Annotated in this window: 24 protein-coding genes and 1 tRNA gene; 16 read left to right on the plus strand and 9 right to left on the minus strand. The window is 29.6% G+C overall.

The features are described from left to right. Positions 1-110: 110 nt before the first annotated feature. On the minus strand, positions 111-2,843 hold the full coding sequence (locus tag H9W90_RS11400; protein WP_187481720.1) for a 2-oxoglutarate dehydrogenase E1 component: 2,733 nt from the start codon (positions 2,841-2,843) through the stop codon (positions 111-113). Positions 2,844-3,025: 182 nt separating this feature from the next. Here H9W90_RS11400 and H9W90_RS11405 point away from each other — a divergent pair. Continuing rightward, positions 3,026-3,099, plus strand: a tRNA-Asn gene (locus tag H9W90_RS11405). Positions 3,100-3,246: 147 nt separating this feature from the next. On the opposite strand, the gene H9W90_RS11410 is transcribed toward H9W90_RS11405, so the two are convergent. Both H9W90_RS11410 and H9W90_RS11415 read right to left on the minus strand, forming a co-directional pair. After that, entirely contained in the window at positions 3,247-3,993 is a 747-nt protein-coding gene (locus H9W90_RS11410; protein ID WP_187481721.1) for a uroporphyrinogen-III synthase, read from the minus strand. Between the two features lie 17 nt (positions 3,994-4,010). Next, positions 4,011-4,652 (minus strand): DUF4271 domain-containing protein, encoded by a 642-nt coding sequence (locus H9W90_RS11415; protein ID WP_187481722.1) that lies wholly within the window; start codon positions 4,650-4,652, stop codon positions 4,011-4,013. A gap of 81 nt (positions 4,653-4,733) precedes the next feature. Between H9W90_RS11415 and H9W90_RS11420 the strand changes: the two genes are divergently transcribed. The 4 genes from H9W90_RS11420 to H9W90_RS11435 are packed head-to-tail and all read left to right on the plus strand — an operon-like array spanning position 4,734 to position 7,697. After that, the gene (locus H9W90_RS11420) at positions 4,734-5,453 is read left to right on the plus strand and encodes a polyprenol monophosphomannose synthase (protein ID WP_187481723.1); all 720 of its coding nucleotides are present in this window, start codon (positions 4,734-4,736) and stop codon (positions 5,451-5,453) included. A gap of 3 nt (positions 5,454-5,456) precedes the next feature. Continuing rightward, positions 5,457-5,918 carry a GNAT family N-acetyltransferase gene (locus H9W90_RS11425; RefSeq protein ID WP_187481724.1) on the plus strand — a complete coding sequence of 154 codons (462 nt, stop codon included), beginning with the start codon at positions 5,457-5,459 and terminating at the stop codon, positions 5,916-5,918. A gap of 8 nt (positions 5,919-5,926) precedes the next feature. After that, on the plus strand, positions 5,927-7,267 hold the full coding sequence (locus tag H9W90_RS11430; RefSeq protein WP_187481725.1) for a dihydroorotase: 1,341 nt from the start codon (positions 5,927-5,929) through the stop codon (positions 7,265-7,267). A gap of 1 nt (position 7,268) precedes the next feature. Beyond that, on the plus strand, positions 7,269-7,697 hold the full coding sequence (locus H9W90_RS11435; RefSeq protein ID WP_187481726.1) for a DUF4296 domain-containing protein: 429 nt from the start codon (positions 7,269-7,271) through the stop codon (positions 7,695-7,697). On the opposite strand, the gene H9W90_RS11440 is transcribed toward H9W90_RS11435, so the two are convergent. Beyond that, positions 7,694-8,695, minus strand: a complete 1,002-nt coding sequence (locus tag H9W90_RS11440) for an NAD-dependent epimerase/dehydratase family protein (RefSeq protein ID WP_187481727.1) — start codon at positions 8,693-8,695, stop codon at positions 7,694-7,696. The genes H9W90_RS11435 and H9W90_RS11440 overlap by 4 nt on opposite strands. 65 nt (positions 8,696-8,760) lie before the next feature. On the opposite strand from H9W90_RS11440, the gene tyrS reads away from it, so the two are divergent. Continuing rightward, positions 8,761-10,053, plus strand: a complete 1,293-nt coding sequence (gene tyrS, locus H9W90_RS11445; RefSeq protein ID WP_187481728.1) for a tyrosine--tRNA ligase — start codon at positions 8,761-8,763, stop codon at positions 10,051-10,053. Positions 10,054-10,063: 10 nt separating this feature from the next. Further along, entirely contained in the window at positions 10,064-10,834 is a 771-nt protein-coding gene (locus H9W90_RS11450; RefSeq protein WP_187481729.1) for a sterol desaturase family protein, read from the plus strand. A 39-nt stretch (positions 10,835-10,873) separates the two neighbouring features. Here H9W90_RS11450 and H9W90_RS11455 read toward each other — a convergent pair whose 3' ends face one another. The 4 genes from H9W90_RS11455 to H9W90_RS11470 all read right to left on the minus strand — a co-directional run bounded on the left by H9W90_RS11455 (position 10,874) and on the right by H9W90_RS11470 (position 13,619). Next, entirely contained in the window at positions 10,874-11,320 is a 447-nt protein-coding gene (locus H9W90_RS11455; protein WP_187481730.1) for a YHS domain-containing (seleno)protein, read from the minus strand. Between the two features lie 82 nt (positions 11,321-11,402). Beyond that, entirely contained in the window at positions 11,403-12,026 is a 624-nt protein-coding gene (locus tag H9W90_RS11460) for a MarC family protein (RefSeq protein WP_187481731.1), read from the minus strand. Between the two features lie 93 nt (positions 12,027-12,119). Then, complete coding sequence (gene mscL / locus H9W90_RS11465) at positions 12,120-12,578, minus strand: large conductance mechanosensitive channel protein MscL (RefSeq protein WP_187483977.1); 459 nt, start codon at positions 12,576-12,578, stop codon at positions 12,120-12,122. Between the two features lie 66 nt (positions 12,579-12,644). After that, positions 12,645-13,619, minus strand: a complete 975-nt coding sequence (locus tag H9W90_RS11470; RefSeq protein WP_187481732.1) for a LuxE/PaaK family acyltransferase — start codon at positions 13,617-13,619, stop codon at positions 12,645-12,647. Between the two features lie 76 nt (positions 13,620-13,695). Between H9W90_RS11470 and H9W90_RS11475 the strand changes: the two genes are divergently transcribed. From H9W90_RS11475 to H9W90_RS11495, 5 genes are all read left to right on the plus strand, one after another. Then, positions 13,696-14,400: a hypothetical protein gene (locus H9W90_RS11475; protein WP_187481733.1), complete on the plus strand. Its 705-nt coding sequence runs from the start codon at positions 13,696-13,698 to the stop codon at positions 14,398-14,400. Positions 14,401-14,417: 17 nt separating this feature from the next. Next, complete coding sequence (locus H9W90_RS11480) at positions 14,418-14,822, plus strand: hypothetical protein (RefSeq protein ID WP_187481734.1); 405 nt, start codon at positions 14,418-14,420, stop codon at positions 14,820-14,822. Positions 14,823-14,827: 5 nt separating this feature from the next. Continuing rightward, positions 14,828-15,370, plus strand: coding sequence for an RNA polymerase sigma factor (locus H9W90_RS11485; RefSeq protein WP_187483978.1), 543 nt, complete (start codon positions 14,828-14,830; stop codon positions 15,368-15,370). Between the two features lie 3 nt (positions 15,371-15,373). Continuing rightward, complete coding sequence (locus H9W90_RS11490; protein ID WP_187481735.1) at positions 15,374-16,735, plus strand: hypothetical protein; 1,362 nt, start codon at positions 15,374-15,376, stop codon at positions 16,733-16,735. A 116-nt stretch (positions 16,736-16,851) separates the two neighbouring features. Next, positions 16,852-17,214, plus strand: coding sequence for a hypothetical protein (locus tag H9W90_RS11495; protein WP_254712482.1), 363 nt, complete (start codon positions 16,852-16,854; stop codon positions 17,212-17,214). Here H9W90_RS11495 and H9W90_RS11500 read toward each other — a convergent pair. Further along, a complete protein-coding gene (locus H9W90_RS11500; protein WP_187481736.1) occupies positions 17,202-18,263 on the minus strand; it encodes an isoaspartyl peptidase/L-asparaginase family protein in 1,062 nt (353 codons plus the stop codon). The two genes, H9W90_RS11495 and H9W90_RS11500, sit on opposite strands and share 13 nt — an antisense overlap. Positions 18,264-18,438: 175 nt before the next feature. Here H9W90_RS11500 and H9W90_RS11505 point away from each other — a divergent pair, with 175 nt between their 5' ends. From H9W90_RS11505 to H9W90_RS11520, 4 genes are all read left to right on the plus strand, one after another. After that, positions 18,439-20,757: a sulfatase-like hydrolase/transferase gene (locus H9W90_RS11505; RefSeq protein WP_187481737.1), complete on the plus strand. Its 2,319-nt coding sequence runs from the start codon at positions 18,439-18,441 to the stop codon at positions 20,755-20,757. Positions 20,758-20,933: 176 nt separating this feature from the next. Then, on the plus strand, positions 20,934-22,475 hold the full coding sequence (gene amaB / locus H9W90_RS11510) for an L-piperidine-6-carboxylate dehydrogenase (protein WP_187481738.1): 1,542 nt from the start codon (positions 20,934-20,936) through the stop codon (positions 22,473-22,475). Between the two features lie 98 nt (positions 22,476-22,573). Next, positions 22,574-23,947 (plus strand): DUF1800 domain-containing protein, encoded by a 1,374-nt coding sequence (locus H9W90_RS11515; RefSeq protein WP_187481739.1) that lies wholly within the window; start codon positions 22,574-22,576, stop codon positions 23,945-23,947. Between the two features lie 12 nt (positions 23,948-23,959). Continuing rightward, complete coding sequence (locus tag H9W90_RS11520) at positions 23,960-25,150, plus strand: DUF1501 domain-containing protein (RefSeq protein ID WP_187481740.1); 1,191 nt, start codon at positions 23,960-23,962, stop codon at positions 25,148-25,150. Positions 25,151-25,164 lie beyond the last annotated feature (14 nt).

Below are 25,164 nucleotides of genomic sequence, written 5' to 3' on the forward strand. Positions count from 1 at the left end.
AGCATTTAATTATTTTAACTTTTATTTTTTGGGCGTTTTAACAGGCTTTCCACTATATCTTTTTTTGAAGAAAAATCAAAAAAAGGATGCCGTTTCAATCCTTAACGCGCTTACTCATTACTAAAAACACTATCAATAACACCTTTATGACGTTTTTTGAATCTTGTGCTTGAACCTGCTGCAGGAACTGCATAGTATTTACGAGAACGAACATTTAATTTTACTAAATCGAAACGTTCTAACATAAAACTCCAAGCTCCCATATTTCTTGGTTCTTCTTGTGCCCAAACGTAATCTTTCACATTCGGATATCTATCTATTACCTTTTGTAATTTCTCTAAATGCAGAGGAAATAATTGTTCAATTCTAACCAAAGCTACATCTTCTCTTTCTAAATTTTCTCTTTCTTCTAATAAATCATAATAGAATTTACCCATACAGAAAACTAACTTTGTTACTTTTTCTGGATTTATTGTATCATCAATTACTTCTTGAAATTCACCGGTTGCTAAATCTTCAATTGAAGAAATTACTTTTGTATGTCTTAATAGACTTTTCGGAGTAAATACAATTAACGGTTTTCTATAATCACGTTTCATTTGACGACGCAATAAATGATAGAAATTCGCAGGTGTTGTACAATTTGCAAGTGTCATATTATCAGTTGCACACAATTGTAAATAACGTTCTATTCTTGCAGATGAATGTTCAGAACCTTGCCCTTCATAACCATGAGGTAATAGAACCACGATTCCGTTTTGTAATTTCCACTTATCTTCTGCTGCAGAAATGTATTGATCGAACATTATTTGTGCTCCGTTAGAGAAATCTCCAAACTGTGCTTCCCAAATTGTTAATGTGTTTGGGTTACCCATTGCATACCCATAATCGAACCCAAGAACTCCATATTCAGATAATAACGAGTTGTAAATCGTCATTTGTCCTTTACTCTTTGGATTTCTATTTAATAAGTTAATTCTCTCTTCTGAAAGTTCGTCACGTAATATAGCGTGCCTATGAGAAAAAGTTCCTCTTTCTACATCTTGCCCAGAAATACGTACATTAAAACCTTCTTCCATTAAAGAACCATAAGCTAAATTTTCTGCCATTCCCCAATCTAATTGATTGGTTTCGAAAGCCATTTTTGCCCTTCCTTGTAAAATACGTTCTGCTTTTCTAACAAATTTCACACCTTCAGGAACTGTGGAAACTACTTTTGCAATATTTCTTAAACCATCAGCTGTATATTTTGTATCAACAGGTTGCAACATCGCAGGTAATTCCTCACGATCGAAGCCTTCCCAAGTAGATTGCATGAATTCTTTTACTTTCGATGTTTCTACTTTTTTAGATTCATCGAATTCAGTCTCCAACATACTCTTGAATTCTGTAGTAATTTCAGCTAAATAATTTTTATCTATACTTCCTTCTTGTAATAATTTTTCAGCATAAATCTCTTTTACATTTTCATGTTTAGAGATTGCTTTGTATAATTTTGGCTGTGTAAAACGAGGTTCATCACCTTCATTATGTCCGTATTTTCTGTAACCTAAAAGATCTATAAAAATATCGGTTTTAAATTTCATTCTAAACTCTAAAGCCATTTGCATTGCGTGACAAACTGCTTCTGTATCATCTGCATTTACGTGTAAAACTGGCGATAAAGTTACTTTTGCAACATCTGTACAATAGGTACTTGAACGTGCATCTAAATAGTTTGTGGTAAAACCGATTTGGTTATTTACAACAATATGTATAGTTCCTCCTGTTTTATAACCATTCAATTTTGCCATTTGAACAACTTCATAGGCAATTCCTTGACCTGCAATTGCAGCATCTCCATGAATAATTATTGGAAGAATCTTACTTGAATCTCCATCGTATTTTCTATCGATTTTTGCTCTTGTAATTCCTTCAGCAACTGCTGCAACAGTTTCCAAGTGAGATGGATTTGGAACCAAATTCATTTTTATTTCATTACCATCTCTATAAGTTTTACTTAACGTTAAACCTAAATGGTATTTTACATCCCCATCAATATCTTCATCTTCGAAATCTTTTCCTTCGAACTCGCTAAATAAATCTCTAACTGGCTTTTTAAAGATATTTACTAAAGTATTTAAACGACCTCTGTGTGCCATTCCTAAAACACATTCTTTCACTCCAAAAGTTTCTGCTGCTTCTCTTAAAACAACTGCCATTCCTGGAATTAAAGATTCACCTCCTTCTAAAGAAAAACGCTTTTGCCCTACATATTTTGTTTGCAAAAAGCTTTCAAAAGTAACTGCTTGGTTTAATTTTCCTAAAATATATTTTTTAGATTCAATAGAATAATTAGGATGGTTATCGTTGGTATTTAATCGATCCTGCCACCATTTTAATTTTATTGGGTTGCGCATATACATGTACTCCACTCCAATAGAATCGCAATAAATAGTTTTTAAGTGACTAATTATTTCAGAAAGTTTTACTCTTCCTAAACCTAAAACATCTCCTGCAGAAAATTCTTTATCTAAATCGTTTTCGGTTAAACCGAAATTTTCGATTTCTAAAGTTGGTTGATATTGCCTCCTATCTCTAACCGGATTTGTTTTTGTGAACAAATGTCCACGTGTTCGATAACCGTTAATCAAGTCTACCACCAAAAATTCCTTCTTTACTTCTTGTGGAATTTCTAATGAAGTAACTTCATCTTTAAAGGAATAATCTTCATTTGCCAAATCATATCCTTGAAAAAAGCTTCTCCAACTTGGTTCAACAGAATCTGGGTTGACTAAATATTGATCGTATAAATCGGCTATAAAGCCTGTATGTGCTGCGTTTAAGAACGAAAATTTGTCCATATAATAGTTTGTGCTTTGTATATAAGCTAATTCTTAAAACAAAAATACAATATTTGAAATAAAAGAGGAATTAATTTCAGTTATAATAAAGTGAAAAAAAAATAATTTTTTTTTGAAATATATTTGGAGATGTATTAAAAAGAATTATATTTGCACTCGCTAATCACAAATGTGATGCAAACTCCTCTTTAGCTCAGTTGGTTAGAGCATCTGACTGTTAATCAGAGGGTCCAAGGTTCGAGTCCTTGAAGAGGAGCAAAAAAGTCTTACCATTTGGTAAGACTTTTTTATTTTTAACAAAAATCAAGAATTTTATATAAAATATTGAGCATAAAAAAAGTGGTAATTTTTAATTACCACTTTTTTTATTTTAAAATTGTTTCAATCTATATTGAAAAAACTCTTATTTTTTATTTGCTTGTTTAATGTACTTGTCTAAAGCCATTGTCATAGAAGGTGTCTCTGGGCTTGGTGCTTGTATATCGCACTTTAAACCTGCTTCTGTAACTGCATTAACAGTTGAGTTTCCAAAAGCCGCAATTCTTGTATCGTTTTGCTTAAAGTTTGGAAAATTTTTGAATAACGATTCAATTCCTGATGGGCTAAAAAACACTAAAACATCATAAAAGACATTCTCTAAATCAGATAAATCACTTATTACAGTTCTATATAAATCTACTCTTGTCCAAGTTACCCCTAATTTATCTAATTCTTCTGGGATTAAAGGTTTTAATTTATCTGAAGATGGTAATAAAAATTTTTCAGTTTTATGTTTCTTAATTAGTTTTGTTAATTCTGGAAAAGTTCTGTTACCTACATAAATTTTTCTTTTTCTGTAAACAACATATTTTTGCAAGTAGTAAGCTACTGCTTCTGACTGACAAAAATATTTCATCGCATCTGGCACTTTAAAGCGCATTTCTTCAGCAATTCTAAAAAAATGATCTACAGCATTTCTACTTGTTAAAATAATAGCAGTAAAATTTTTTAAGTCAATTTTTTCAGCTCTAACTTCTTTTACAGAGATACCTTCTACATGAATAAATGATCTAAAATCGATCTTTACTTTTTGTTTATCAGATAAATCGAAATAAGGAGAAGTTTCTGTCTTTGGTGCTGGTTGAGATACTAAAATCGTTTTCACTTTCATAAGCTTTCGTTTTGTATTTAAAACATCAATTTAAACAGTATAAATAGCGGTGCTATTTCGAAGGCGCAAATGTACAAAATAAAATAAAACAACTTATTAAAAATCAGGTTTTTGTTATTTATAATGTGAAAAATAAATCGCATTAAAAACAACAGTGTTGTAAAGGTTGTTAAAAAAGTGATATTTAGTTTTGTGTATTGCAGTAAAACCAAGGAAACAAACAAGTAAAAGGAGATATTATAAAGATAACTAGATTTAGAAACTAGAAAAAAACGAACCTCTTTTCTTATTAAAAAAAGTAAAGACAATAAGTATTCTAAACTCCTTTTTATTAGGAAATAGAAAAAAACTGTTAAAAAAGTAATCCCAAAAAGATAAAACCCATCTATTTTTGTTTCAGAAAAATAGATTAAACAATAATAACAAACTAATGATAAAACTGTAATTGAGAATAAAAACATTAATATTTGAAATGCTTTAGGAAAAGTACTGTTTTCTTCAACTTCATTTTCAACAAAACCTTTATTAAACAGAGCAAAAACATATCCTTTTAATTTTACAGCATCTAATCCTTTTAGAAAAAAAATAGTACCTAATAGCAATACCAATAAAATGGTAATCCAATCTGTATTTATAAATATTTTCTCTAATGCCTGCACTTTTTATGTTTTGGTAAGATTAACACAAAATTAGTAATTAAATAATGTATATTTGCTTTCTTACTACATGAAAATTTATTTATGTCAGACGCCTTAGTTATCATCCCAACTTATAACGAAAAAGAAAATATAGAAGCTATTATTAGAGCTACTTTTAGCCAGAAAAAAGCATTTCATATTTTAATTGTTGATGATAACTCTCCAGATGGAACTTCAGAAATTGTAACTGACCTTATGAATGAGTTTCCTAATCAACTTTTTTTAGAAAAAAGATTGGGAAAAAACGGATTAGGCACAGCTTATATTCATGGTTTTAAATGGGCATTAGCTAGAAAATACGACTATATTACAGAAATGGATGCAGATTTTTCTCACAATCCAAAAGATTTAGTTCGCCTATACAATGCTTGTTCTAAAAAAGGAGCAGATGTATCTATTGGTTCTAGATATTCGCAAGGTGTTAATGTTGTTAATTGGCCAATGAAAAGAGTCCTTTTATCTTATTTTGCTTCAAAATATGTACGTTTTATTACTAGAATTCCGGTTTTTGATACCACTGCTGGTTTTGTTTGCTGGAAACGAGAAGTTCTAGAAACCATTAATTTAGATAAAATTAAATTTATTGGTTATGCCTTTCAAATTGAAATGAAGTTTAAAGCATGGAAACACAACTTTAATATAAAAGAAGTTTCTGTTGTTTTTACAGACAGAACTTTAGGGGAATCTAAAATGAGTGGCAATATTGTATCTGAAGCTTTATTTGGTGTGATAAAGATGAAAATAAATGGATTACCAAAATAATTTATGGAAACAGTTTCTACAAGACCAGCAAAAATTGATGATCTAGAAATCTTGTTAGAATTTGAACAAGGGGTTATAGAAGCAGAAAAACCACTAGATCCTTTTTTAAAAAAATCACAAATTTTTTACTATAACATTAAAGAATTAATAGCTGCCGATAATACCCATTTAATTGTAGCCATGTTTAATGATGAAGTTGTTGGTTCTGGCTATGTTAGAGTTGAAAATTCTAAACAATATCATAAAAACCAAAAAAACGGTTATGTGGGTTTTATATATGTAAAACCAGTATTTAGAGGAAAAAGAATAAGTATTACAATATTAGAATCATTAAAATCTTGGGCAAAAAGCAAAGATTTAAACGAATTAAGGTTAGATGTCTATCACAACAATCCTTCTGCCATAAAATCTTATGAACGTTTTGGTTTTAATAAAAGTATGATTAACATGAGAATGGAAATTTAATTTAGAAAATGACAAAATCAACTTTAATAAAAAACGCAATTATAGTAAATGAAAACAACTCTTTTAAAGGTGATGTTCTCATTGAAAACGAAATTATAAAAGAAATTTCTTCGGAAATTACTGCACCCAAAAACACAGAAATTATTGATGCAAAAGGTAGCTATTTAATTCCTGGTTTTATAGACGATCAAGTGCACTTTAGAGAACCTGGTTTAACACATAAAGCAAATATTGCTACAGAAAGTAGAGCTGCAGTTGCTGGTGGAATTACCACTTTTATTGAAATGCCAAACACAGTACCACAAGCAACTACACAAGATTTATTGGAAGATAAATTTAAAATTGCTGCTAAAGATTCCTACGCAAATTATTCTTTCATGTTTGGTGGTACAAATGATAATTTAGAAGAATTACTTAAAACTGACCCAAAAAAAGTAGCTGGAATTAAATTGTTTTTAGGTTCCTCTACAGGAAATATGTTGGTTGATAATGAAGCGGTTTTAGAGAAAATATTCTCATCAACAAAAATGATTATCTCTGTGCATTGTGAAGATGAAGCGACAATCAGAAAAAACACAGAAGAGTTTATTGAAAAATATGGAGAAGATATTCCTGTTAAATATCACCCAATAATTAGAAGTGAAGAAGCTTGTTATTTATCTTCATCCAAAGCAATTGAACTAGCTAAAAAAACAGGTGCAAGATTGCATATTTTCCACTTGTCTACAGAAAAAGAAACCCATTTATTTAGAAATGATATTCCTATTGAAGAAAAGCAAATTACAGCCGAAGTTTGTATTCATCATTTATGGTTTTCTGATAAAGATTATGGGGAAAAAGGAACGCATATTAAATGGAACCCTGCCGTAAAAACGGAAAAGGACAGACAAGGTTTATGGAAAGCTTTATTAGATGACAGAATTGATGTTTTGGCAACAGACCATGCACCACATACTTTAGAGGAAAAAGACAATATCTACACCAAAGCCCCAAGTGGAGGCCCATTAGTACAACATGCAGTTATGGCTATTTTAGAAAAAGTAAAAGAAGGTGTAATTTCTATTGAAAAAGCAGTGGAGAAAATGAGCCATAATCCAGCAAAATTGTTTCAAATAGAAAAAAGAGGGTTTATAAAAGAAGGTTTTTATGCAGATTTAGTATTGATAAATTCTAACGAACCTCAAACTGTTTCCAAAGATAATATTTTATATAAATGTGGTTGGTCTCCGTTCGAAGGAACAACTTTTTCATCCACCATTACACATACATTTGTAAACGGTAATTTAGTTTATAATAACGGCGTTTTTGATGATGTTACAAAAGGAAAAAGACTAACTTTTAATAGGTAGTATGAAGAATTTACATTACATATTTGTTTTTATATTTTTGCTTTCTTGCACAAGTAATACCATTTTTGAAAAACCTAAAGATTTAATTCCAAAAGACACTATGAGTCTTATTATTCAAGAATTAATGATTGCTTCTTCTGCAAAATTTATTAAAAATAAAAGTCTAGAAAAGAATGTTAATTACATGCCTTTTGTCTATGATAATTTTAAAATAGATAGTTTAAGATTTGATGCAAGTAACACTTATTATATCTCTAAAGTAGATGCTTATGAGGATATTTTAACAGACGCTAAGAATAATCTTGAAAAAAGAAAAGAACAGGTTACTAAATTAAAGGGAACTCAAGATTCACTTAGGAGAGATTCAATTAAAAAAGCGAAATCACCTTTAAAAAAATTAGACAAAGAAGTAGATTCTTTATCTAATTAATTGTTAGAATATCTTTTACAAGCTCTGTTTATAACGGTTTCAATTTTTTCAAAATCAAAATTTAAAGTTTTTTCTATTTTTTCTGAAGAGTATTTAGAAATATTATGAGCCGATCTTGCAGAATATTTACTTAATAAAGGTTCTTTACCTGTAATTTTTGAAATGAGCGAGGAAATTCTCCAAAATATTGCAGTTTGCCACTTACTAATTTTTTTAAACGGTCGCTTTTTATTGAAAGCATCTGCAATTAAAAATAAGATTTCTTTAAAAGATTTATTTTCTGAAACTAAAATGAAACGTTCGTTTTTAACATCAGAATTCATTAATAGAATCATGGCTTTTACAACATCTTTTACTCCAACAAAACCAGTAATTCCTTCTGTATAATATTTAAAATCATTATAAACTTGACTAAATAATTTTCCAGAACCAGCATTCCAAAATCCACTTCCTAAAATTACTCCAGGGTTTACAATTGCAACTTCTATTCCTTCTTGGCTTGCTCGCCAAACTTCCATTTCTGCACCAAATTTAGTAATTGAATAACCACTATTGTCTGCTTCTTTATTCCATTCATTTTCTTCTGTAATTAAATTCCCTTTTAAAGAATCGCCAACAGAAGCAATTGAGCCTACAAAACAAAGTTTATCAATTTTTGCATCAATAGAAAGATTTACAATAATTGCTGTTCCATGTATATTTACTTTTCGCATTTCTCTATAATCTTTCGGATTAAAAGAAATAAAAGCGGCACAATGATACACTTTTTTAATACCAACAAAAGCAGGAATCATCGCAGGAACATCAGTAATATCTGCTTTATACCACTCAATTTTAGAAATTAGGGTTTCATCTTCAGAATAATAAGAAAACACTTTTTTTACGGCTTCTATTTTTTCTTCAGAACGATAAATAGCACGAATTTTTTCATCACTTTTTACCAAATGATACAATAAATGTGCGCCTACTAAACCTGTTCCTCCAGTTACTAAAATCATACTGCTAATTTATGGTTTTTTGATTGATAAGTTTATCTTTGCAACCATAAAAAGAGACGATTAAAATGACAAATTTTGTAGAAGAATTACGCTGGAGAGGTTTATTGCACGATATAATGCCAGATACAGAAGAGTATTTATTAAAAAATAAAACTGCTGGTTATATTGGTTTCGATCCAACTGCAGACTCACTTCATATTGGTAGTTTGGTTCAGATTTTTATTTTGAAACATTTCCAAAATGCTGGACACAACCCAATTGCTTTAATTGGTGGTGCAACTGGTATGGTTGGAGATCCTTCTGGAAAATCTGCTGAAAGAAATTTGTTAGATGAAGCAACTTTAGCGAAAAATATTGCTGGTGTTCGTGAAAATTTAGAGCGCTTTTTAGATTTTGATGCTTCTGCTGATAACAAAGCTGAATTGGTAAACAATTACGATTGGATGAAAGATATTTCATTAATCGATTTTGTAAGAGATACTGGAAAACACATCACTGTAAATTACATGATGGCAAAAGATTCTGTAAAAAAACGTTTAAGTTCGGAATCTTCTGTGGGAATGAGTTTTACGGAATTTACCTACCAATTATTTCAAGGATACGATTTCTACCATTTATACAAAGAGAAAAATTGCATGTTGCAAATGGGTGGTTCAGATCAATGGGGAAATATTACTACTGGAACTGAATTAATTCGTAGAAAAGCACAAGGAAAAGCATATGCAATTACAGTTCCATTGGTTACAAAGGCAGATGGAACAAAATTCGGAAAAACCGAAGGTGGAAACGTTTGGTTGAATGCAGACAGAACTTCGCCTTATAAATTTTACCAATATTGGCTAAATTCTTCGGATGAAGATGCAGAAAACTTTATTAAGAAATTTACATTTTTAGACAAAGAAACAATTGAGAATTTAATCGCAGAACATAAAGAGAACCCGCATTTACGTTCACTTCAAAAAAAATTAGGAGAGGAAGTAACAACAATGACGCATGGAAAAGAAGCGTATGAAAATGCGTTAAAAGCATCTAATATTTTATTTGGAAAATCTACAGCGTCCGATTTAAAATCTTTAGATGAACAAACGTTTTTAGATGTTTTTGATGGCGTTCCTCAAGCAACAGTTTCTACAACAGATATTGAAGAAGGTTTAGATATGATTGGTGCTTTATCTGCCAAAACTAACTTTTTAGGTTCTAATGGCGAAGCAAGAAGAGCGTTAAAAGAAAACGCTATTTCTGTAAATAAAGAAAAAGTAAAAGAAGATTTTACAATTACAAAAGAAGATTTAATTGCGAATAAATATGTGCTTTTACAACGTGGTAAAAAAACCTATTATTTATTAGTTGTAGCATAATTATTAGTTTATGAATGATAAAATTACAGAAATCGATTTTAGTAATATTTTTGTAATTATACCTTTAATTTTAGTTTTTTCGGCAATTATATTCGTTAGATATTTAGCATTTTCTGGTGTTTATCATTGGGTATTCTTGAATAAATTTAGAGAAAAACTAAAACATAGAATTTTAAATAAAAAACCACTAAAAAAGAAACAGGTTCGTAAAGAAATCTACTGGTCTTTAGTTAGTGGTTTTATTTTTGGCGCAATTGCAGTTTTCATTTACTATTTGTGGTCCATTAATTACACTGCAATTTACTTGGATTTCGATACCTATGCTTTGTGGTACATCCCTTTAAGTATTTTCGCTTTTTTGTTTATTCAAGACACCTATTATTACTGGATTCATAGATGGATGCACATACCTAAAATCTATAAATTCTTTCATAAAATTCATCATAAAAGTGTGAATACCACTGTTTTTACAGCGTTTTCTTTTCATCCTTATGAAACTATTTTGCAAGCGATTTTCTTGCCTGTAATTGTAATTTTCTTACCCTTACACTTATATGCTTTGTTTGCTGTTTTGTTAATTATGACGCTTTCTGCAACCATAAACCATGCAGGAATTGAAGTATATCCTTCAGGAAAACTAGGGAATTGGTTTAGAAAATGGATTATTGGAGCTACACATCACGATTCTCATCACACAAAATTCAACTTTAATTATGGGTTATATTTTACGTTTTGGGACCGATTGATGAAAACTGAATTGGAAGAAAAAAGCCCTAAATAAATTCAAGGCTTTCTTAATTATTATCAAAAAAAAGAAAGTTTACATTTCTTTTTTCTGAATTTTCGTCCAATTAATATCTGCTTGTTTCTTTAATTTTTCTGCACCTTCTTCTTTCCAATTTTTTAGAGTATTATTAAACCAAGCATCATAAAAAAGATATAGTTTTCCGTCTCTAATTTCAAATGTTTTGGGATTAACATCAACTTTTTCACCATTTTTACCTATTGCATAAGCACAATATCCACCATATTGAGGGATATATTTTTTTGGGGATTTTTTAAATTTCTCTAAATTTTCTTTTGATGAGAACTTGAATTTTACACCATCGTATTCTGAAATAAAATCTTTATTACCTTCTTTTGGTTTGTTATCAAAATAAGAAACAACATCATAACCTTCTGCAACATAGCCTTTCTTTAAGTTGTAATCTTGACCAAAAAAAGTAGTTGAAGTAATTAATAATAAAAATGCAAAAATATTTTTCATCGTGTTTGTTTTTAATTTGGTCGATGAAAACTTTAATTAATTACAGATAAATTAGTTGTATTTAATTCCTATGTTTATATAATTATTTAGCTATAAAATTAAAAGAAATTTTAATTCCTTCTATTATCATACCTGTACCAATTATTGCAATAATTAATCCCATTATTTTACCAATAACAGAAATTACATTATTACCAACTAACTTAACAATAAGATCACTTAACTTAAAAGTAAAGTAAGTTAATAAACTCATTGACCCAAAAATTGCAATTACTAAAAATAGTTGTAAAGGCGCTGCATTAGAAACAAAGTTCATTGCAGTAACAATGGTTCCTGGACCTGCTAAAATTGGAATTGCTAATGGAGAAACAGCAATATTTTCATCGATATTTACATTTTTAAGGCTTTTTACATTAGACTGTTTAGATTGTAGCATTTCAAAACCTATAAAAAATATTAAAATTCCACCTGTAATTTTAAAGGCTGGAATACTGATATTAAATAATTCGAAAATATATTTACCTAAAAGAATAAAAACAGTAACAATAATAAATGCTATTAAATTAGCTCTTTTATTAATGTCATTTTTTGTTTTCTTATCTGCACCTTGAGTTAAAGACACAAAAACTGTCATGTTAGAAATTGGGTTGGTTATTGCAAAAAAAGCAGTAAAAACAGTTATTGAAAACGTTATTAAATTATCCATTTATTATTTTATTAGCACTCATTAAATTGATTTTTTTTTAATTTAAATAAAAATATTCACTTTGTAGCACCAAAAATAAATGCCAAAAAAAATTTATTTTTTCTCTCCCAAAACCTTCATTAAATAAGCATTTTGTTTTTCTAAAAGTTCATTGGTTTTATTCATTAACTCGATATTTTTAGGCGTAACAACTTTGGTGTTTTTTGGGTCGTCTGCTTCTTTTTTCAAAGAATTCATCACTTTAACAACTATAAAAACGGTAAAAGCAATTACTAAAAAATCTACTCCAGCTTCCAATAATTTTCCGTAACCAATGGCAATTTCCTCTGGATTTGCTTTTCCATCAACCATAATAGCTTCTCGCAAAACTATTTTTCTGTTTTCCCAATTTGCACCATCTGTCATAAAAGATAAAGGTGGCATTAAAACCTCTTTTACCAATACATTTACCACTTTATTAAATGCTGTACCAATGATAACACCAATAGCGATGTCTATCATATTTCCTTTTACTGCAAATTCTTTAAACTCTTTAAATAACTTAAATTTCATCATCTTTTTTTCTTTATTCTATTCTCTTAATTTTTTTCTCTTTAATCTTTTTGCTCTTTTCTGAAACTATAAAACCATTAAATTACAACCACGAATATCAGAATTATCAAAACGTCCAATAATTTCAAAAGTTCCATTTTCATGAACTTTTCCTAAATCTTGGGTAGCAATAAATGAGCATGAATTGTAATTGGCCAAATCTATTACGTTAATTCCACCATTTTTTCCTGCAGAATTTATTGTAAGTGCATCTTCTGTATCTCTTGTAAGAATTTTCATCCAAGGTGGCGTTTCAAAAACTCCATTTCCTTTAGAATAACCTTGACTTAATAATTCTGTCATTCCATATTCTGAATGAATTTCTTCAACTCCAAATCCGTTTTTTAAAATACTATGTAATTCTTCTCTAATCAACTCTTTTCTTCTACCTTTCATTCCACCTGTTTCCATAATTATGGTGTTTTTTAGGTTGAATTGTTGTTTTTCTATTAAATCTAACAAAGCAAAAGAAACACCAATAAGTAACGTTTTTTGTCCTTTTTTATCTAATTCCGATAATTTTTCAGCTAATTCATCAATATTATTGAGATAAAAACCACTTTCTTCGTTTTTAGATTTTCTAATTAAATCATCTACCATAAAAACCAAAGAAGAACCTTTTCTTTCTAGATAATTTGGCAACAAAGCTAAAACTGCATAATCTTCTATGTTTCCATAAAAATGAGCAAAACCTTTTAAGTAACTTTCTTTATAAACTTTAATATCTGTTACAAAATGTTTACTTGTAATGCTTCCTGTTGTTCCAGAACTTGTAAAAACCTCTTCAACTTCATCTAAAGAAGCAATTACTTTTCTACTTTTAAAAAACTGTATTGGTAAAAACGGAATTTCTTCAACTTTAGAAACACTTGAAGGATGCACATATAACAAATCACAAAAAGACCTGTACACTTTATTGTTCTTAAACTGATGCTTAAAAACGGCTAAAGTAACTTCTTTAAATTCTTTGGTGTTTTGTATGTTAAAAATCTTGTTTTCCATATATTTTTGCAAAAATAAGATTTATAGACGCAACCTTTAACATCTTTTTTCATCTTGTAAGAAAAGAACAACATTTATGAAGTTTAGTTTTAAAATATTTAGTGTTTTCTTGTTAAGTGTATTCACTTTTTTTTCTTGTGAAACAAACCAAGAAATTGCTATTGATTCAGATAATTTATTGCTTGGAAACTGGATAGAACCCATATACAATGGAGAAGAAACAACTTTTAAAAGAGGTAATTCTTTACCAAGTGAAGCTTATGGAATTTCGTTTAAAATAAGTGGGAATTTTACAGAAAGAACTTCTGGTTGGTGTGGTACACCACCTTTAACGTATTTTAATATCGACGGAAATTTTGAGTTAGAAGATACACTTATTAAAATTTATACAAATAATTACCCTAGCAACTATGCTTGGAGAATTGTTTCTCTAACAGAAACAGAATTGGTTGTTAAAAGAGAATTGACGGAACAGGAAAAAGAACATAGAAAATTAATGGTCTTATTTGATGAAATTTCTACCCTATCCTACAGTATTTCTTGTACAAATTCTAACAATTGGAATTTTACAGCTTATGGTGCAAAAGCATGTGGTGGTCCACAAGGTTATATTGCATATTCAAATGAAATTGATGTACCATCTTTTCTTCAAAAAATAGCAACATACACACAAGCAGAAAAAGATTATAACGTAAAATGGGGCATAGTTTCAGATTGCTCGTCACCAAATGAACCTAAATCTATTGAATGTAAAAACGGATATCCATCCCTTAAATATTAAATAAATAACCTTTAATCATGAAAAAAATATCACTTTTATTACTTGCAGTAGTTATCTTATCATCTTGTTTAAATAATGATAACACGTCTAATTACACTTTCGAATATATAGCTATAGACGAAGCAGAAACACCAACAAGTTTTACTTTTGGAGAAAAAGACACAATTACATTAAAATACTCATTACCAAGTAGTTGTTATTCTTTTGATAGAATATATTACGATTACCAAGATACAACTAGAACAGTTGCCGTTATTGCTTTTGTAAATTTAGATGGAAATTGCACAGAAGATATTAGACAAGAAGAATACAAGCTTCCAATAACTGCCAACCAAAGAGAAGATTATCTTTTTAAATTTTATAAAGGAAGAGATAATGATGGGAAAAGTATTTTTGAAGAAGTTGTAATTCCTGTAAACTAAAAATAATCAATTTAGAAAAACTCATAAAACAGTGCTGCCAACAAAAATTGGCAGCACAAACAGAGGTTTATCAGCTTTTTTCTGATAAACTCTTTGCACTTTGTTTAAAATATTCTAGAAATAAACAAGATGCAGAAGATACTTTACAAGACAGTTTTTTAGTCATTTTCGATAAAATTAAACAATATAAAAACACAGGTTCTTTTGAAGGTTGGTTAAAGCGAATTACCATAAATACTGCCTTACAAAAATATAGACAAAAATCTCCTTTACAAATAGTAAAAGATGTTTCTGATGTTGATGAAGTTGAAGAGTTTAATACAGAAAACACCGTTTTTAATGTTGATGTTTTACTAGGTTTCATTCAAAAATTGCCAGACAGATATAGGTTGGTTTTTAATTTACATGTATTAGACAATTATTCTCATAAAGAGATTGCAAATCTTTTAGAAATTTCTGAAGGAACCTCTAAATCTAACTTATCTAGAGCTAGAAAAATTTTGAAAAATCAATTAGAAATTCATCAACAAAAAGAACAAAAAGCATAACTGATGGAAAACAAAAACATAGATAGATTGTTCCAGGAACAACTTAAAAATTTGGAGGCCACTCCAGATAAAAAAGTGTGGAATAATATCGAGTCTAAACTCGCAAAGAAAAAACGCAGAGTAATACCTTTTTGGTGGTTTTCTAGCGGAGTTGCTGCACTTTTAATTCTTGGTTTATTTCTTTTTCCTTTTTCTAATAAAGACAATTCAATTGAAAATAACAACATAATAATTACAGAAACACCAAAGAATAAAACAGAAATTGACAAAAGCATTACAAATACTATTGATACACTTCTTTTAAATAAAAAAGACGTATTAGTTGCAGAAGAAAACGTAGATATAAAACCCAAGAAGAAAATAAAAATTAAATCTGATGACAGTTTAAAAGTTGTAAAAAATAACACAAATAAAACTGAAGACAAGAAGGAATTAGTTAGCACAAAAAACGCTATGAAAAAGATTTTTTTAGCTGATAATTCTACAAATGAAACCATTAATTCTAAAGAAAATAAATCTGAAACTCTTAATAAAGAGTCTAAAGAGGAATTAAATTTCATTCAAAAAAGCGATGAATTTTTAACAGAAAAAAATGAAACAGACAAAACAGATTTTAATGAGTTTATCAACAAAAAAGATAGCATAAATATTAAACAATTAATTAAAAAACAATGGACTGTTGCGCCGGTTTTTGCAGTTCTTAATTCTAATTCTTTTTCAAATACATCTCCTATTGATGAAAATTTAGCAAACTCAACTGAAGGAAAAAACACCTATTCTTATGGCGTACAAGTTGCTTATAAAATTAATAACAAATGGACAATACAATCTGGAGTTCATTTACAAGAAATGAGTTATGCAAACAATAAAATTGCAGTAGTTAGCTCAAATCCAAGTAGTACATCTTCTGCAGCTTTTAATAACGGAGAATCATTTTCTTTTAAAGGAAATACTGCAGAAAGTTTTGATTTTGCCACAAGTTCATTAACTAATACAGTTAGTTCTAATGGTAGCTTAACTCAAAATTATGGATATATAGAAATTCCTGTAGAAATAAAATATAATTTTTCTAATAACAAAAAATTAGAAACACAATTGGTAGCGGGGTTTAGTTCTTTGTTTTTAAATAAGAACAACATCAATTTAAATACGAATTCCTTTTCTAAAACAGGTAAAGCAAACAATTTAAACAGCATTAATTTTAGTGGAAATTTAGGTTTCGATGTTAATTATCTCTTCAATGAAAATTGGTCTTTAAATGTAAATCCTATGTTTAAAGCACAATTAAATACATTTAGTAATAATTCTAATGGTTTTTCACCTTTTAATATTGGTGTTTATACAGGAATTAAATATACGTTTTAACGACTCTCTGCGTTGTTTAATCGAAAAACAAAATTAAAAAATAATCAAAAATAGTAATTTGGTCTTGTTTTTGATATTGAAGTTAGAAATTGGAATAAGTTTGAAGTTCAAAAATTATGGAAAAAAATAAAAAAATGACATTTATAGCAACTACATATAGAACATTTAGCGGAACTAAAGAAATTTTAGAAATCCCTAAAAAGAAAGAAACTCAATGGATTGTTTATCAAGATAACGAACCTAAATTTTTTGTAGATTTTTACGATTTAGAAAAAGAAGCTAATGCAATGATGAATAGTTTAGTTTTATGCACAAAAAGATCTATGAGTGAAGTTTTAGAGCTTATAAACAAAAAGAATAACATCAATTTATCTGTACCAAAAATTTCTCGTTTAGGCTTAAGTATGAAACTTAAATCTGAAGTAAGACATTTAGAATTAGAAACAATTCCAGAAAAATGGTTGTCTTATTCTTTGTAAATCTTTACAATTAATTCGTCTTTATCGTTCATAGAAGCTCTGTACATTCCTGCAGTATTAAACTCAAAAGACATATTTCCTTTTTTATCTAAAGCCACAACACCACCTGTTCCGCCAAGTTTTGTTAATTTATTTTGAATTACATCTTTGGTTGCTTCTTTAAGTGTTTTCTGTTGATATTCCATTTGTGCAGAAATATCATACGCAACTTGACTTCTTATAAAATATTCGCCCCAACCTGTAGATGAAACTCCGCAGGTTTTATTATTTGCATACGTTCCAGAACCAATAATTGGTGCATCTCCAATTCTTCCCCAGCGTTTATTTGTCATTCCACCTGTAGAAGTTCCTGCAGCAATATTTCCATTTTTATCTAAAGCTACACAACCAACAGTTCCAAACTTTGCATTTTTAATATCAGCATCATAAAAAGCTGCTTTTTTATCATCATGATCTAATTCCGTTTTTGCTCTGTTTTTAATTCTTTGCAATGATTTAAAACGTTTTTCAGTATAAAAATAACTTGGGTCTACTATTTCCAACCCTTTTTCTTTTGCAAATATAGATGCTCCTTCGCCAGATAACATAACATGATCTGAATCTGTCATTATTTTAATTGCCAATTCAATTGGGCTTTTTACGTTTTTAACTCCAGCAACTGCACCAGCATTTAGGGTTTTACCATCCATAAAAGAAGCGTCTAATTCATTGGTTTCTTCATGTGTAAAAACAGCACCTTTTCCTGCATTAAACAATGGAGATTCTTCCATAACTTGAATCGTTTTCATTACAGCTTCTTGGCTTGTTCCTCCATTTTTTAATATGGAATGCCCAACTTTTATGGCTTCTTCTAATTTTGCTTTGTATTCCGCTTCTTTTTCATCAGACATATTTTTTTTCAAAATAGTACCTGCTCCACCATGAATTATAATTGCAAAATCACTTTGCTTTGTATTAGTATTTTTTTCTTTTGAAGTAACTTTAGAATCTTTTTTACATCCAAAAGAAATTAGTAAAAAGACGAAGAAAAGGTTTATAAGGAATTTCATTTTATGTTTTTTAAGGTGGAATTAAAATTACAAATTTTAAACTTTATTGCAACTAATAGATTGTACTATTCCAAAATTAGTCAAAATTATATCACTTTACGTCTTAATTACTTACTTGACTTTAGTTTTCAACTATTTTGCTTTAAATTGCTTACTCATTAATAATAGTTTACAAATGAAATTATTTAAAAACATCTTAACAGTTAGCTTGTTACTAAAGGCTTTTACAACTTTCTCACAAGCAACAACTACAAATGAGCCCAATATTGTATTCTTTGTTGTGGACGATTTAGGGTACTATGATTTGTCCGTTTACAACGACTTACTTGCAGATAGTCAAGATATTTATGAAACCCCAAATATTGATGCATTAGCAGCAGATGGAGTTTTATTTACACATGGTTATGAAGCTGCACCAAGATGTGCTGCATCTAGAACATCTATAATGACAGGGAAATTTGAATCTAGACCATCAGTTTCTTCAGGTATGTATTTAGCTTCAGACAATAATGCAGATGGATATGCAGAAATAACATTTGCCCAAGCATTAAAAGATAGAGGTTATAAAACATTTTTTATTGGTAAGTGGCATTTAGGTCATGATACCAACCATTATCCAGATAGTTTTGGTTTTGATATTAATTTAGGTGGTGGAGAAATTGGTGCTCCAGAAACGTATTACCACCCTTATGCTAATGAAATGCCAGGAATTAGTAATGGAGGAAATACTGGTGATTATTTAACAGATAGAATTACAGAATTAACTAACAACTTTATTGATACACAAGTAACAAATTCTCCCACACAACCATTTTTAGCAATGGTTTCGCATTATGGAGTTCATACACCTCTTGAAGCAAGACCAGCTCCTGCAGGCGATTCTGATGGTGTTCATGACGATATTACTTATTTTCAAAATAAAATTGATGCTAAAACATACAATATACCAGAATTTGAAAATGATTTAACGGCTAAAACCAAATTACGTCAAGACAATGCAACATATGCTGCAATGATTAGAAGTATAGACGAAAGTTTAGGTGAAATTCGTGCTAAATTAACTGAAAAAGGAATTGCAGATAATACCATAATTATAGTAACATCAGACAATGGAGGTTTATCTACAACAGAGGTTGGTGGAAACAGAGAATTATCTACTTCTAACAGACCTTTTAGAGGTGGTAAAACTTGGTTATTTGAAGGTGGTGTAAGATTACCATTAATAGTTTTTGGACCAAAATATAGAAATGGAGTAGTAGAAGACGAACCAGTTGTTGGAACAGATTTTTTCCCAACAATGTTAAAAATGGCAAATGCACCATTATTACCTAATCAACATTTAGATGGAGAAAGTTTCGAAGATTTACTATTAACTTCTGCAAATGGTGGAAATGCTAATTATTCGAGAACAAACACTATTATTTGGGATTTTAATTTTGCAAGTAAAGGAACAGCAAATGTTAGTATGGCTGCTGCAAGACAAGGAAATTATAAATTATTAGAATACAAATACAACAATGTTTTTGAGCTTTATGATGTTGTAAACGACCCAACTGAATCTACAGATTTAAGTGCTTCTAATCCAGAAATTGTAAAGCAATTAAAAACTGCTTTATTTAATTACAGAAGTAAAGCCGGCATAAATCATAGAGTATCAAATTCTGGTCAAATTGCTGAAAACATTTATTTATATGAAAATATGAATTCCAAAACAGGCTCTAATATTCAAGCAAGTTTTGGTTGTGCAGAACCAAGCTCTGCAACGAGTATTATTTATAATGAAGGGTTTGAGTGTTGGTACGATTTAGATTGGCCAATAAATGTAAATTCAAACTCTGATGCTAGTCTTGAACGAGCAGATGCTGCAGATGTTAGAACAGGAGATGTAGCACTAAAAATTAATGTAGTTTCTGGTGGTGGTTATGGTAAAGTTAGAATTACAAACACTCCTTTTTATGACGATTTAGTAGGAGGAGACATTACACTAAATGTGTTTGCTAAATCTAATAACAACAACAATATTCGTTATCAATTAAAAGTAAATTATGCAGATGGAACTAATAATACTTTTCTGGCAGATCCTTTTACAACAAGCAGTTCTTACACAGAGTATTCTCACACTTTTGCTACTGCACAAATTACTACCAAACCTACAGAATCTATAGAGGTAAGGTTGCAATTAGGTAAGGATAATGGAGAGATATTTTTAGATGATTGGTCTAGCGAAGTTACTGGAACAACATTAAGTATAGAAATTGAAGAAGAATTAGCTGCAATTTCTGTATACCCAAATCCGACTGAAGATTATATAAAAATTTCTGGTCCTTTAGTGGTTACGAAGGCTTACTTATTTGACATCAATGGAAAATTGGTTAAAAAAACAATTGGAGATGTAGAACAAATTGATATAAAAAACTTACCAAATGGTGTTTATCTGTTAAAAGCATTTGTTGAGGGTAAGCAATACTTCACTAAAAAAATTATCAAGAATTAAGTTAAAACACCTTTATAAATCTAAAAACCAAATCTTAAATTTAAGGTTTGGTATTTTTTTAAACATTATACTTTGTTTAAATTTAAACAAAATATAATGTTTTTGTTTAAATTATATATTTGTAAAATTATTCGTAAATTCGAACTTCAATTTAAGAAACAAAAACAAACTGTAAAATGACAGATTTCGGAATTAAAGAAGCCTTGCAAGAATTAGGTGTAAAAGATATAAATAACGGAACTTCTACTGGTTCAAATAATTTTTCAAATGGAGAAATTATAGAATCTTATTCTCCTGTTGATGGAAAATTAATAGGAAAAGTAAAAACAACTACAAAAGAAGATTATGAAAAAGTGATGGAAGCTGCAACAAAAGCTTTCAAATCTTTTAGAGATATTCCTGCGCCACAAAGAGGCGAAATTGTGCGTCAGTTTGGTAATAAATTAAGAGATAGAAAAGAAGCACTTGGTAAATTGGTTTCTTATGAAATGGGAAAATCTTACCAAGAAGGTTTAGGAGAAGTACAAGAAATGATAGATATCTGCGATTTTGCAGTTGGTTTATCGCGTCAATTAAATGGACAAACCATTCCGTCTGAAAGGCCAGGGCATGTAATGAGAGAACAATGGCATCCAATTGGTGTTGTTGGTATTATTTCTGCATTTAATTTTCCTGTGGCTGTTTGGGCTTGGAATACAGCTTTAGCGTGGATTTGTGGAGACGTTTGTGTGTGGAAAGGCTCAGAAAAAGCGCCTTTGTGTACCATTGCTTGTCAGAATATAATTGCCGAAATTTTAAAAGACAATAATTTACCAGAAGGAATTTCTTGTATCATCAATGGAGATTATAAAGTGGGAGAAATGATGACAAACGATGTTAGAATTCCTTTAGTTTCTGCAACTGGATCTACAAGAATGGGAAGAATTGTTGGTGCAACTGTTGCCCAACGTTTTGGAAAATCTTTATTAGAATTAGGTGGAAATAATGCCATTATTATCACACCAACTGCAGACTTAAAAGTTGTTGTTCCTGGTGCTGTTTTTGGCGCTGTTGGAACTTGTGGCCAACGTTGTACATCTACTAGAAGATTAATTATTCACGAATCTGTTTATGATAAAGTAAGAGATGCTATAGTTGGTGCTTACAAACAAATTAAAATAGGGAATCCTCTAGATGAAAACAATCATGTTGGTCCATTAATTGATAAAGATGCAGTAAACACCTATTTATCTGCTATCGAAAAAGCAAAAGCTGAAGGTGGAAACGTATTGGTTGAAGGTGGAGTTTTAGAAGGAAAAGGATATGAATCTGGTTGTTACGTAAAACCAGCAATAATTGAAGCTGAAAATCATTATGAAATTGTGCAACATGAAACTTTTGCACCTATTTTATATTTAATGAAGTATTCTGGTGAAGTAGAAAATGCCATCGAAAAACAAAATGGAGTTGCACAAGGTTTATCGTCTGCAATTATGACGAATGAAATGAAAGAGGCAGAGAAATTCTTGTCTTATGCAGGTTCTGATTGTGGAATTGCAAACGTAAATATCGGAACTTCTGGTGCTGAAATTGGTGGCGCTTTTGGTGGTGAAAAAGAAACTGGTGGTGGAAGAGAATCTGGTTCTGATGCGTGGAAAGTATACATGAGAAGACAAACAAATACCGTAAATTATTCTGATGAATTGCCTTTAGCGCAAGGAATTAAGTTCGATTTATAGATCACAAATTTTATTAAAATTAACAAAGCCAACTTAATTGAGTTGGTTTTTTTTATTTATAAAATTAAACTATCTTTCTTTTTCGAAGTCTAAACATCATGAAATCAACACACATACAACATTTGTTTAATAGAATTGGTTTTGGAATAACTCCAAAAGAATTGAAACGCTTATCTAAAAAAAGCAAGCATGAAATTGTTGATGAAATTTTTAGCAATTCTAAAAACACAACTCCAGTAGAAGTAGATCTTTCATTTTTAAAAGATTTAAAACCTGGTGATTTAAAAGATCGAGAAAAAAGGCAAGAAATTCAAAAGATAGGTAGGAAAAAGGTAAACGATTTTTCGATTGCTTGGATGGACAGAATTTTTAATCCTAAAGAAATTTTACGTGAAAAAATGACGCTTTTTTGGGCAAATCATTTTGTGTGCCAAAATAAAAATATCCTTTTTATACAGAACTATAACAATAAATTACGCGAAAATGCATTAGGTAATTTTAGAAATTTTACAAAAACAGTTTCTAAAGAGGCAGCAATGCTGGGTTATTTAAACAACAAACAGAATAAAAAGAAAAGCCCTAATGAAAATTTTGCTCGCGAATTAATGGAGCTTTTTACATTAGGTCAAGGAAATTATACAGAAACAGATATTAAAGAATCTGCAAGAGCTTTTACAGGTTACAATCATAATTATTATGCAGAGTTTGTGATGAAAAAAAAGCATCATGATGAAAATAATAAAACATTTTTTGGTAAAACTGGCAACTTTAATGGCGATGATATTATAGATATAATTCTAGAAGAAAAACAATGCGCTAGGTATATTTCAGAAAAAATATACTCTTATTTTGTAAATGAAAACATCAATAAAAATCATGTAGAAGAAATGACAAATCTATTCTACAAAGATTATAATATTGAAAAACTAATGCGTTTCGTTTTATTATCTGATTGGTTTTATAATTCAGAAAATATTGGCACTAAAATTAAATCTCCAATGGAATTTCTTGCAGGAATAAATACTATTATTCCGTATAATTTCGAAAAAGAAAAACAAGTATTATTAGTGCAACGCTTACTAGGCCAAGTTTTAATGAAACCCCCAAATGTTGCTGGCTGGCAAACTGGTAGAAATTGGATAGATAGCAACACTTTGGTAAGACGTTTAAGATTACCTTCTATTCTTTTAAATAATGCTGAAATTACTTATTCAGATACTGGAGATGAGGAAACCATGATAACAGATTTAAAGTCTAAAAGATTAAAACGTAAAGCTATTATTAAAACAAAAGTAGATTGGAATTCTTTTGAAGAAAATTATAAAAAAATTGACAATAAAAGTCTGATTACACATGTTTTACAATCGAAAATAAATCCTGGAACAGAAAAAATATTATTAGAAAACATAGACATTCCAAAGAAAGACTTCTGTATTCAATTAATGTCAACTCCTGAATATCAACTTTGTTAACCAATAAACATTATGAAACGTAGAGATTTTTTAAAACAGACAACTTTTGCTTCAGGAATGTTTTTTGTTCCGCAGTTTTTAAAAGCTTTCGAGCAAATACCAACTAAAACTTTTGGCAATAAAAAAGTGGTAATTATTCAGTTAAAAGGTGGTAATGATGGTTTAAACACTATTGTACCTTTTAGAAACGATATTTATTATCAACAAAGAAAAAATATTGCTTTAAAAGAAAACGAACTTCTAAAAGTTTCCGATGAATTTGGGTTTCATAAAAGTCTAAAATCTTTACAGAATTTATACGACAAAGGTTTTGTAAGTATTATAAATAATGTTGGGTATCCAAACCCTAATTTATCGCATTTTAGATCTACAGATATTTGGCAAACAGCAAGTGATAGTAACGAATATTTACAAAATGGTTGGGTTGGTCGTTATTTAGATTACACCAAAGCAAACCCAACAAAAGCTATTGAAGTAGACGAATCTTTATCTTTATTATTGAAGGGAAAAACGCAAAATGGCTTGGCTGTTACAGATTCTAAAACACTCTACAACTCTTTAAGAGAACCTTTTTATAAAAACGTAATTGAGTCGCAAAGCAATGCACATTTAAGTGAGCACAATTTAGGTTATTTGTACAATACAATGATTGATGCAAAATCGTCTGCAAAATATATTTTCGAGAAAACAAAAGTAAAATCTGCTTCTAACGACTACCCTAAAAACGTATTTGGAAAACAGTTAAAAACCATTTCTCAATTTATAAATTCTGGCTTAGATACTCAAGTTTTTTATGCAGGTTTAAGTGGTTTTGATACGCATGCAAACCAACAAAATTCGCAAGAAAGATTATTAAAAACTTATGCAGAAAGTATGGAGGTTTTTGTGGAAGATTTGCAAAAAAACAACAATTTTGACGATGTTTTAATTCTTACTTTTTCTGAATTTGGAAGACGTGTAAAACAAAACGAATCTCAAGGAACTGACCATGGTACTGCAAACAATGTTTTTGTAATTGGTAAAAATTTAAAGAAACAAGGTATGTATAACAACTTACCTAATTTAAGTGATTTAGATGCCAATGGAAATTTAAAACATGAAATTGATTTTAGAGAGATTTATGCTACTATTTTAGATAAGTGGTTACAAGTAGATGATACAGCCATTTTAAATAAACAATTTTCTAAATTAGATTTAGTTTAATACAAGAACGTTTA

This window comes from Polaribacter pectinis (assembly GCF_014352875.1).
In the GTDB taxonomy this organism is placed as follows: Bacteria; Bacteroidota; Bacteroidia; order Flavobacteriales; family Flavobacteriaceae; genus Polaribacter; species Polaribacter pectinis.

Coding starts and splice junctions, on each gene's coding strand:
- H9W90_RS11400 (WP_187481720.1), bottom strand. CDS start 2,843: ATGGACAAATTTTCGTTCTTAAACGCAGCACATACAGGCTTTATAGCC.
- H9W90_RS11410 (WP_187481721.1), bottom strand. CDS start 3,993: ATGAAAGTGAAAACGATTTTAGTATCTCAACCAGCACCAAAGACAGAA.
- H9W90_RS11420 (WP_187481723.1), top strand. CDS start 4,734: ATGTCAGACGCCTTAGTTATCATCCCAACTTATAACGAAAAAGAAAAT.
- H9W90_RS11425 (WP_187481724.1), top strand. CDS start 5,457: ATGGAAACAGTTTCTACAAGACCAGCAAAAATTGATGATCTAGAAATC.
- H9W90_RS11430 (WP_187481725.1), top strand. CDS start 5,927: ATGACAAAATCAACTTTAATAAAAAACGCAATTATAGTAAATGAAAAC.
- H9W90_RS11435 (WP_187481726.1), top strand. CDS start 7,269: ATGAAGAATTTACATTACATATTTGTTTTTATATTTTTGCTTTCTTGC.
- H9W90_RS11440 (WP_187481727.1), bottom strand. CDS start 8,695: ATGATTTTAGTAACTGGAGGAACAGGTTTAGTAGGCGCACATTTATTG.
- tyrS (WP_187481728.1), top strand. CDS start 8,761: ATGACAAATTTTGTAGAAGAATTACGCTGGAGAGGTTTATTGCACGAT.
- H9W90_RS11450 (WP_187481729.1), top strand. CDS start 10,064: ATGAATGATAAAATTACAGAAATCGATTTTAGTAATATTTTTGTAATT.
- H9W90_RS11455 (WP_187481730.1), bottom strand. CDS start 11,320: ATGAAAAATATTTTTGCATTTTTATTATTAATTACTTCAACTACTTTT.
- H9W90_RS11460 (WP_187481731.1), bottom strand. CDS start 12,026: ATGGATAATTTAATAACGTTTTCAATAACTGTTTTTACTGCTTTTTTT.
- mscL (WP_187483977.1), bottom strand. CDS start 12,578: ATGAAATTTAAGTTATTTAAAGAGTTTAAAGAATTTGCAGTAAAAGGA.
- H9W90_RS11470 (WP_187481732.1), bottom strand. CDS start 13,619: ATGGAAAACAAGATTTTTAACATACAAAACACCAAAGAATTTAAAGAA.
- H9W90_RS11475 (WP_187481733.1), top strand. CDS start 13,696: ATGAAGTTTAGTTTTAAAATATTTAGTGTTTTCTTGTTAAGTGTATTC.
- H9W90_RS11480 (WP_187481734.1), top strand. CDS start 14,418: ATGAAAAAAATATCACTTTTATTACTTGCAGTAGTTATCTTATCATCT.
- H9W90_RS11490 (WP_187481735.1), top strand. CDS start 15,374: ATGGAAAACAAAAACATAGATAGATTGTTCCAGGAACAACTTAAAAAT.
- H9W90_RS11495 (WP_254712482.1), top strand. CDS start 16,852: ATGGAAAAAAATAAAAAAATGACATTTATAGCAACTACATATAGAACA.
- H9W90_RS11500 (WP_187481736.1), bottom strand. CDS start 18,263: ATGAAATTCCTTATAAACCTTTTCTTCGTCTTTTTACTAATTTCTTTT.
- H9W90_RS11505 (WP_187481737.1), top strand. CDS start 18,439: ATGAAATTATTTAAAAACATCTTAACAGTTAGCTTGTTACTAAAGGCT.
- amaB (WP_187481738.1), top strand. CDS start 20,934: ATGACAGATTTCGGAATTAAAGAAGCCTTGCAAGAATTAGGTGTAAAA.
- H9W90_RS11515 (WP_187481739.1), top strand. CDS start 22,574: ATGAAATCAACACACATACAACATTTGTTTAATAGAATTGGTTTTGGA.
- H9W90_RS11520 (WP_187481740.1), top strand. CDS start 23,960: ATGAAACGTAGAGATTTTTTAAAACAGACAACTTTTGCTTCAGGAATG.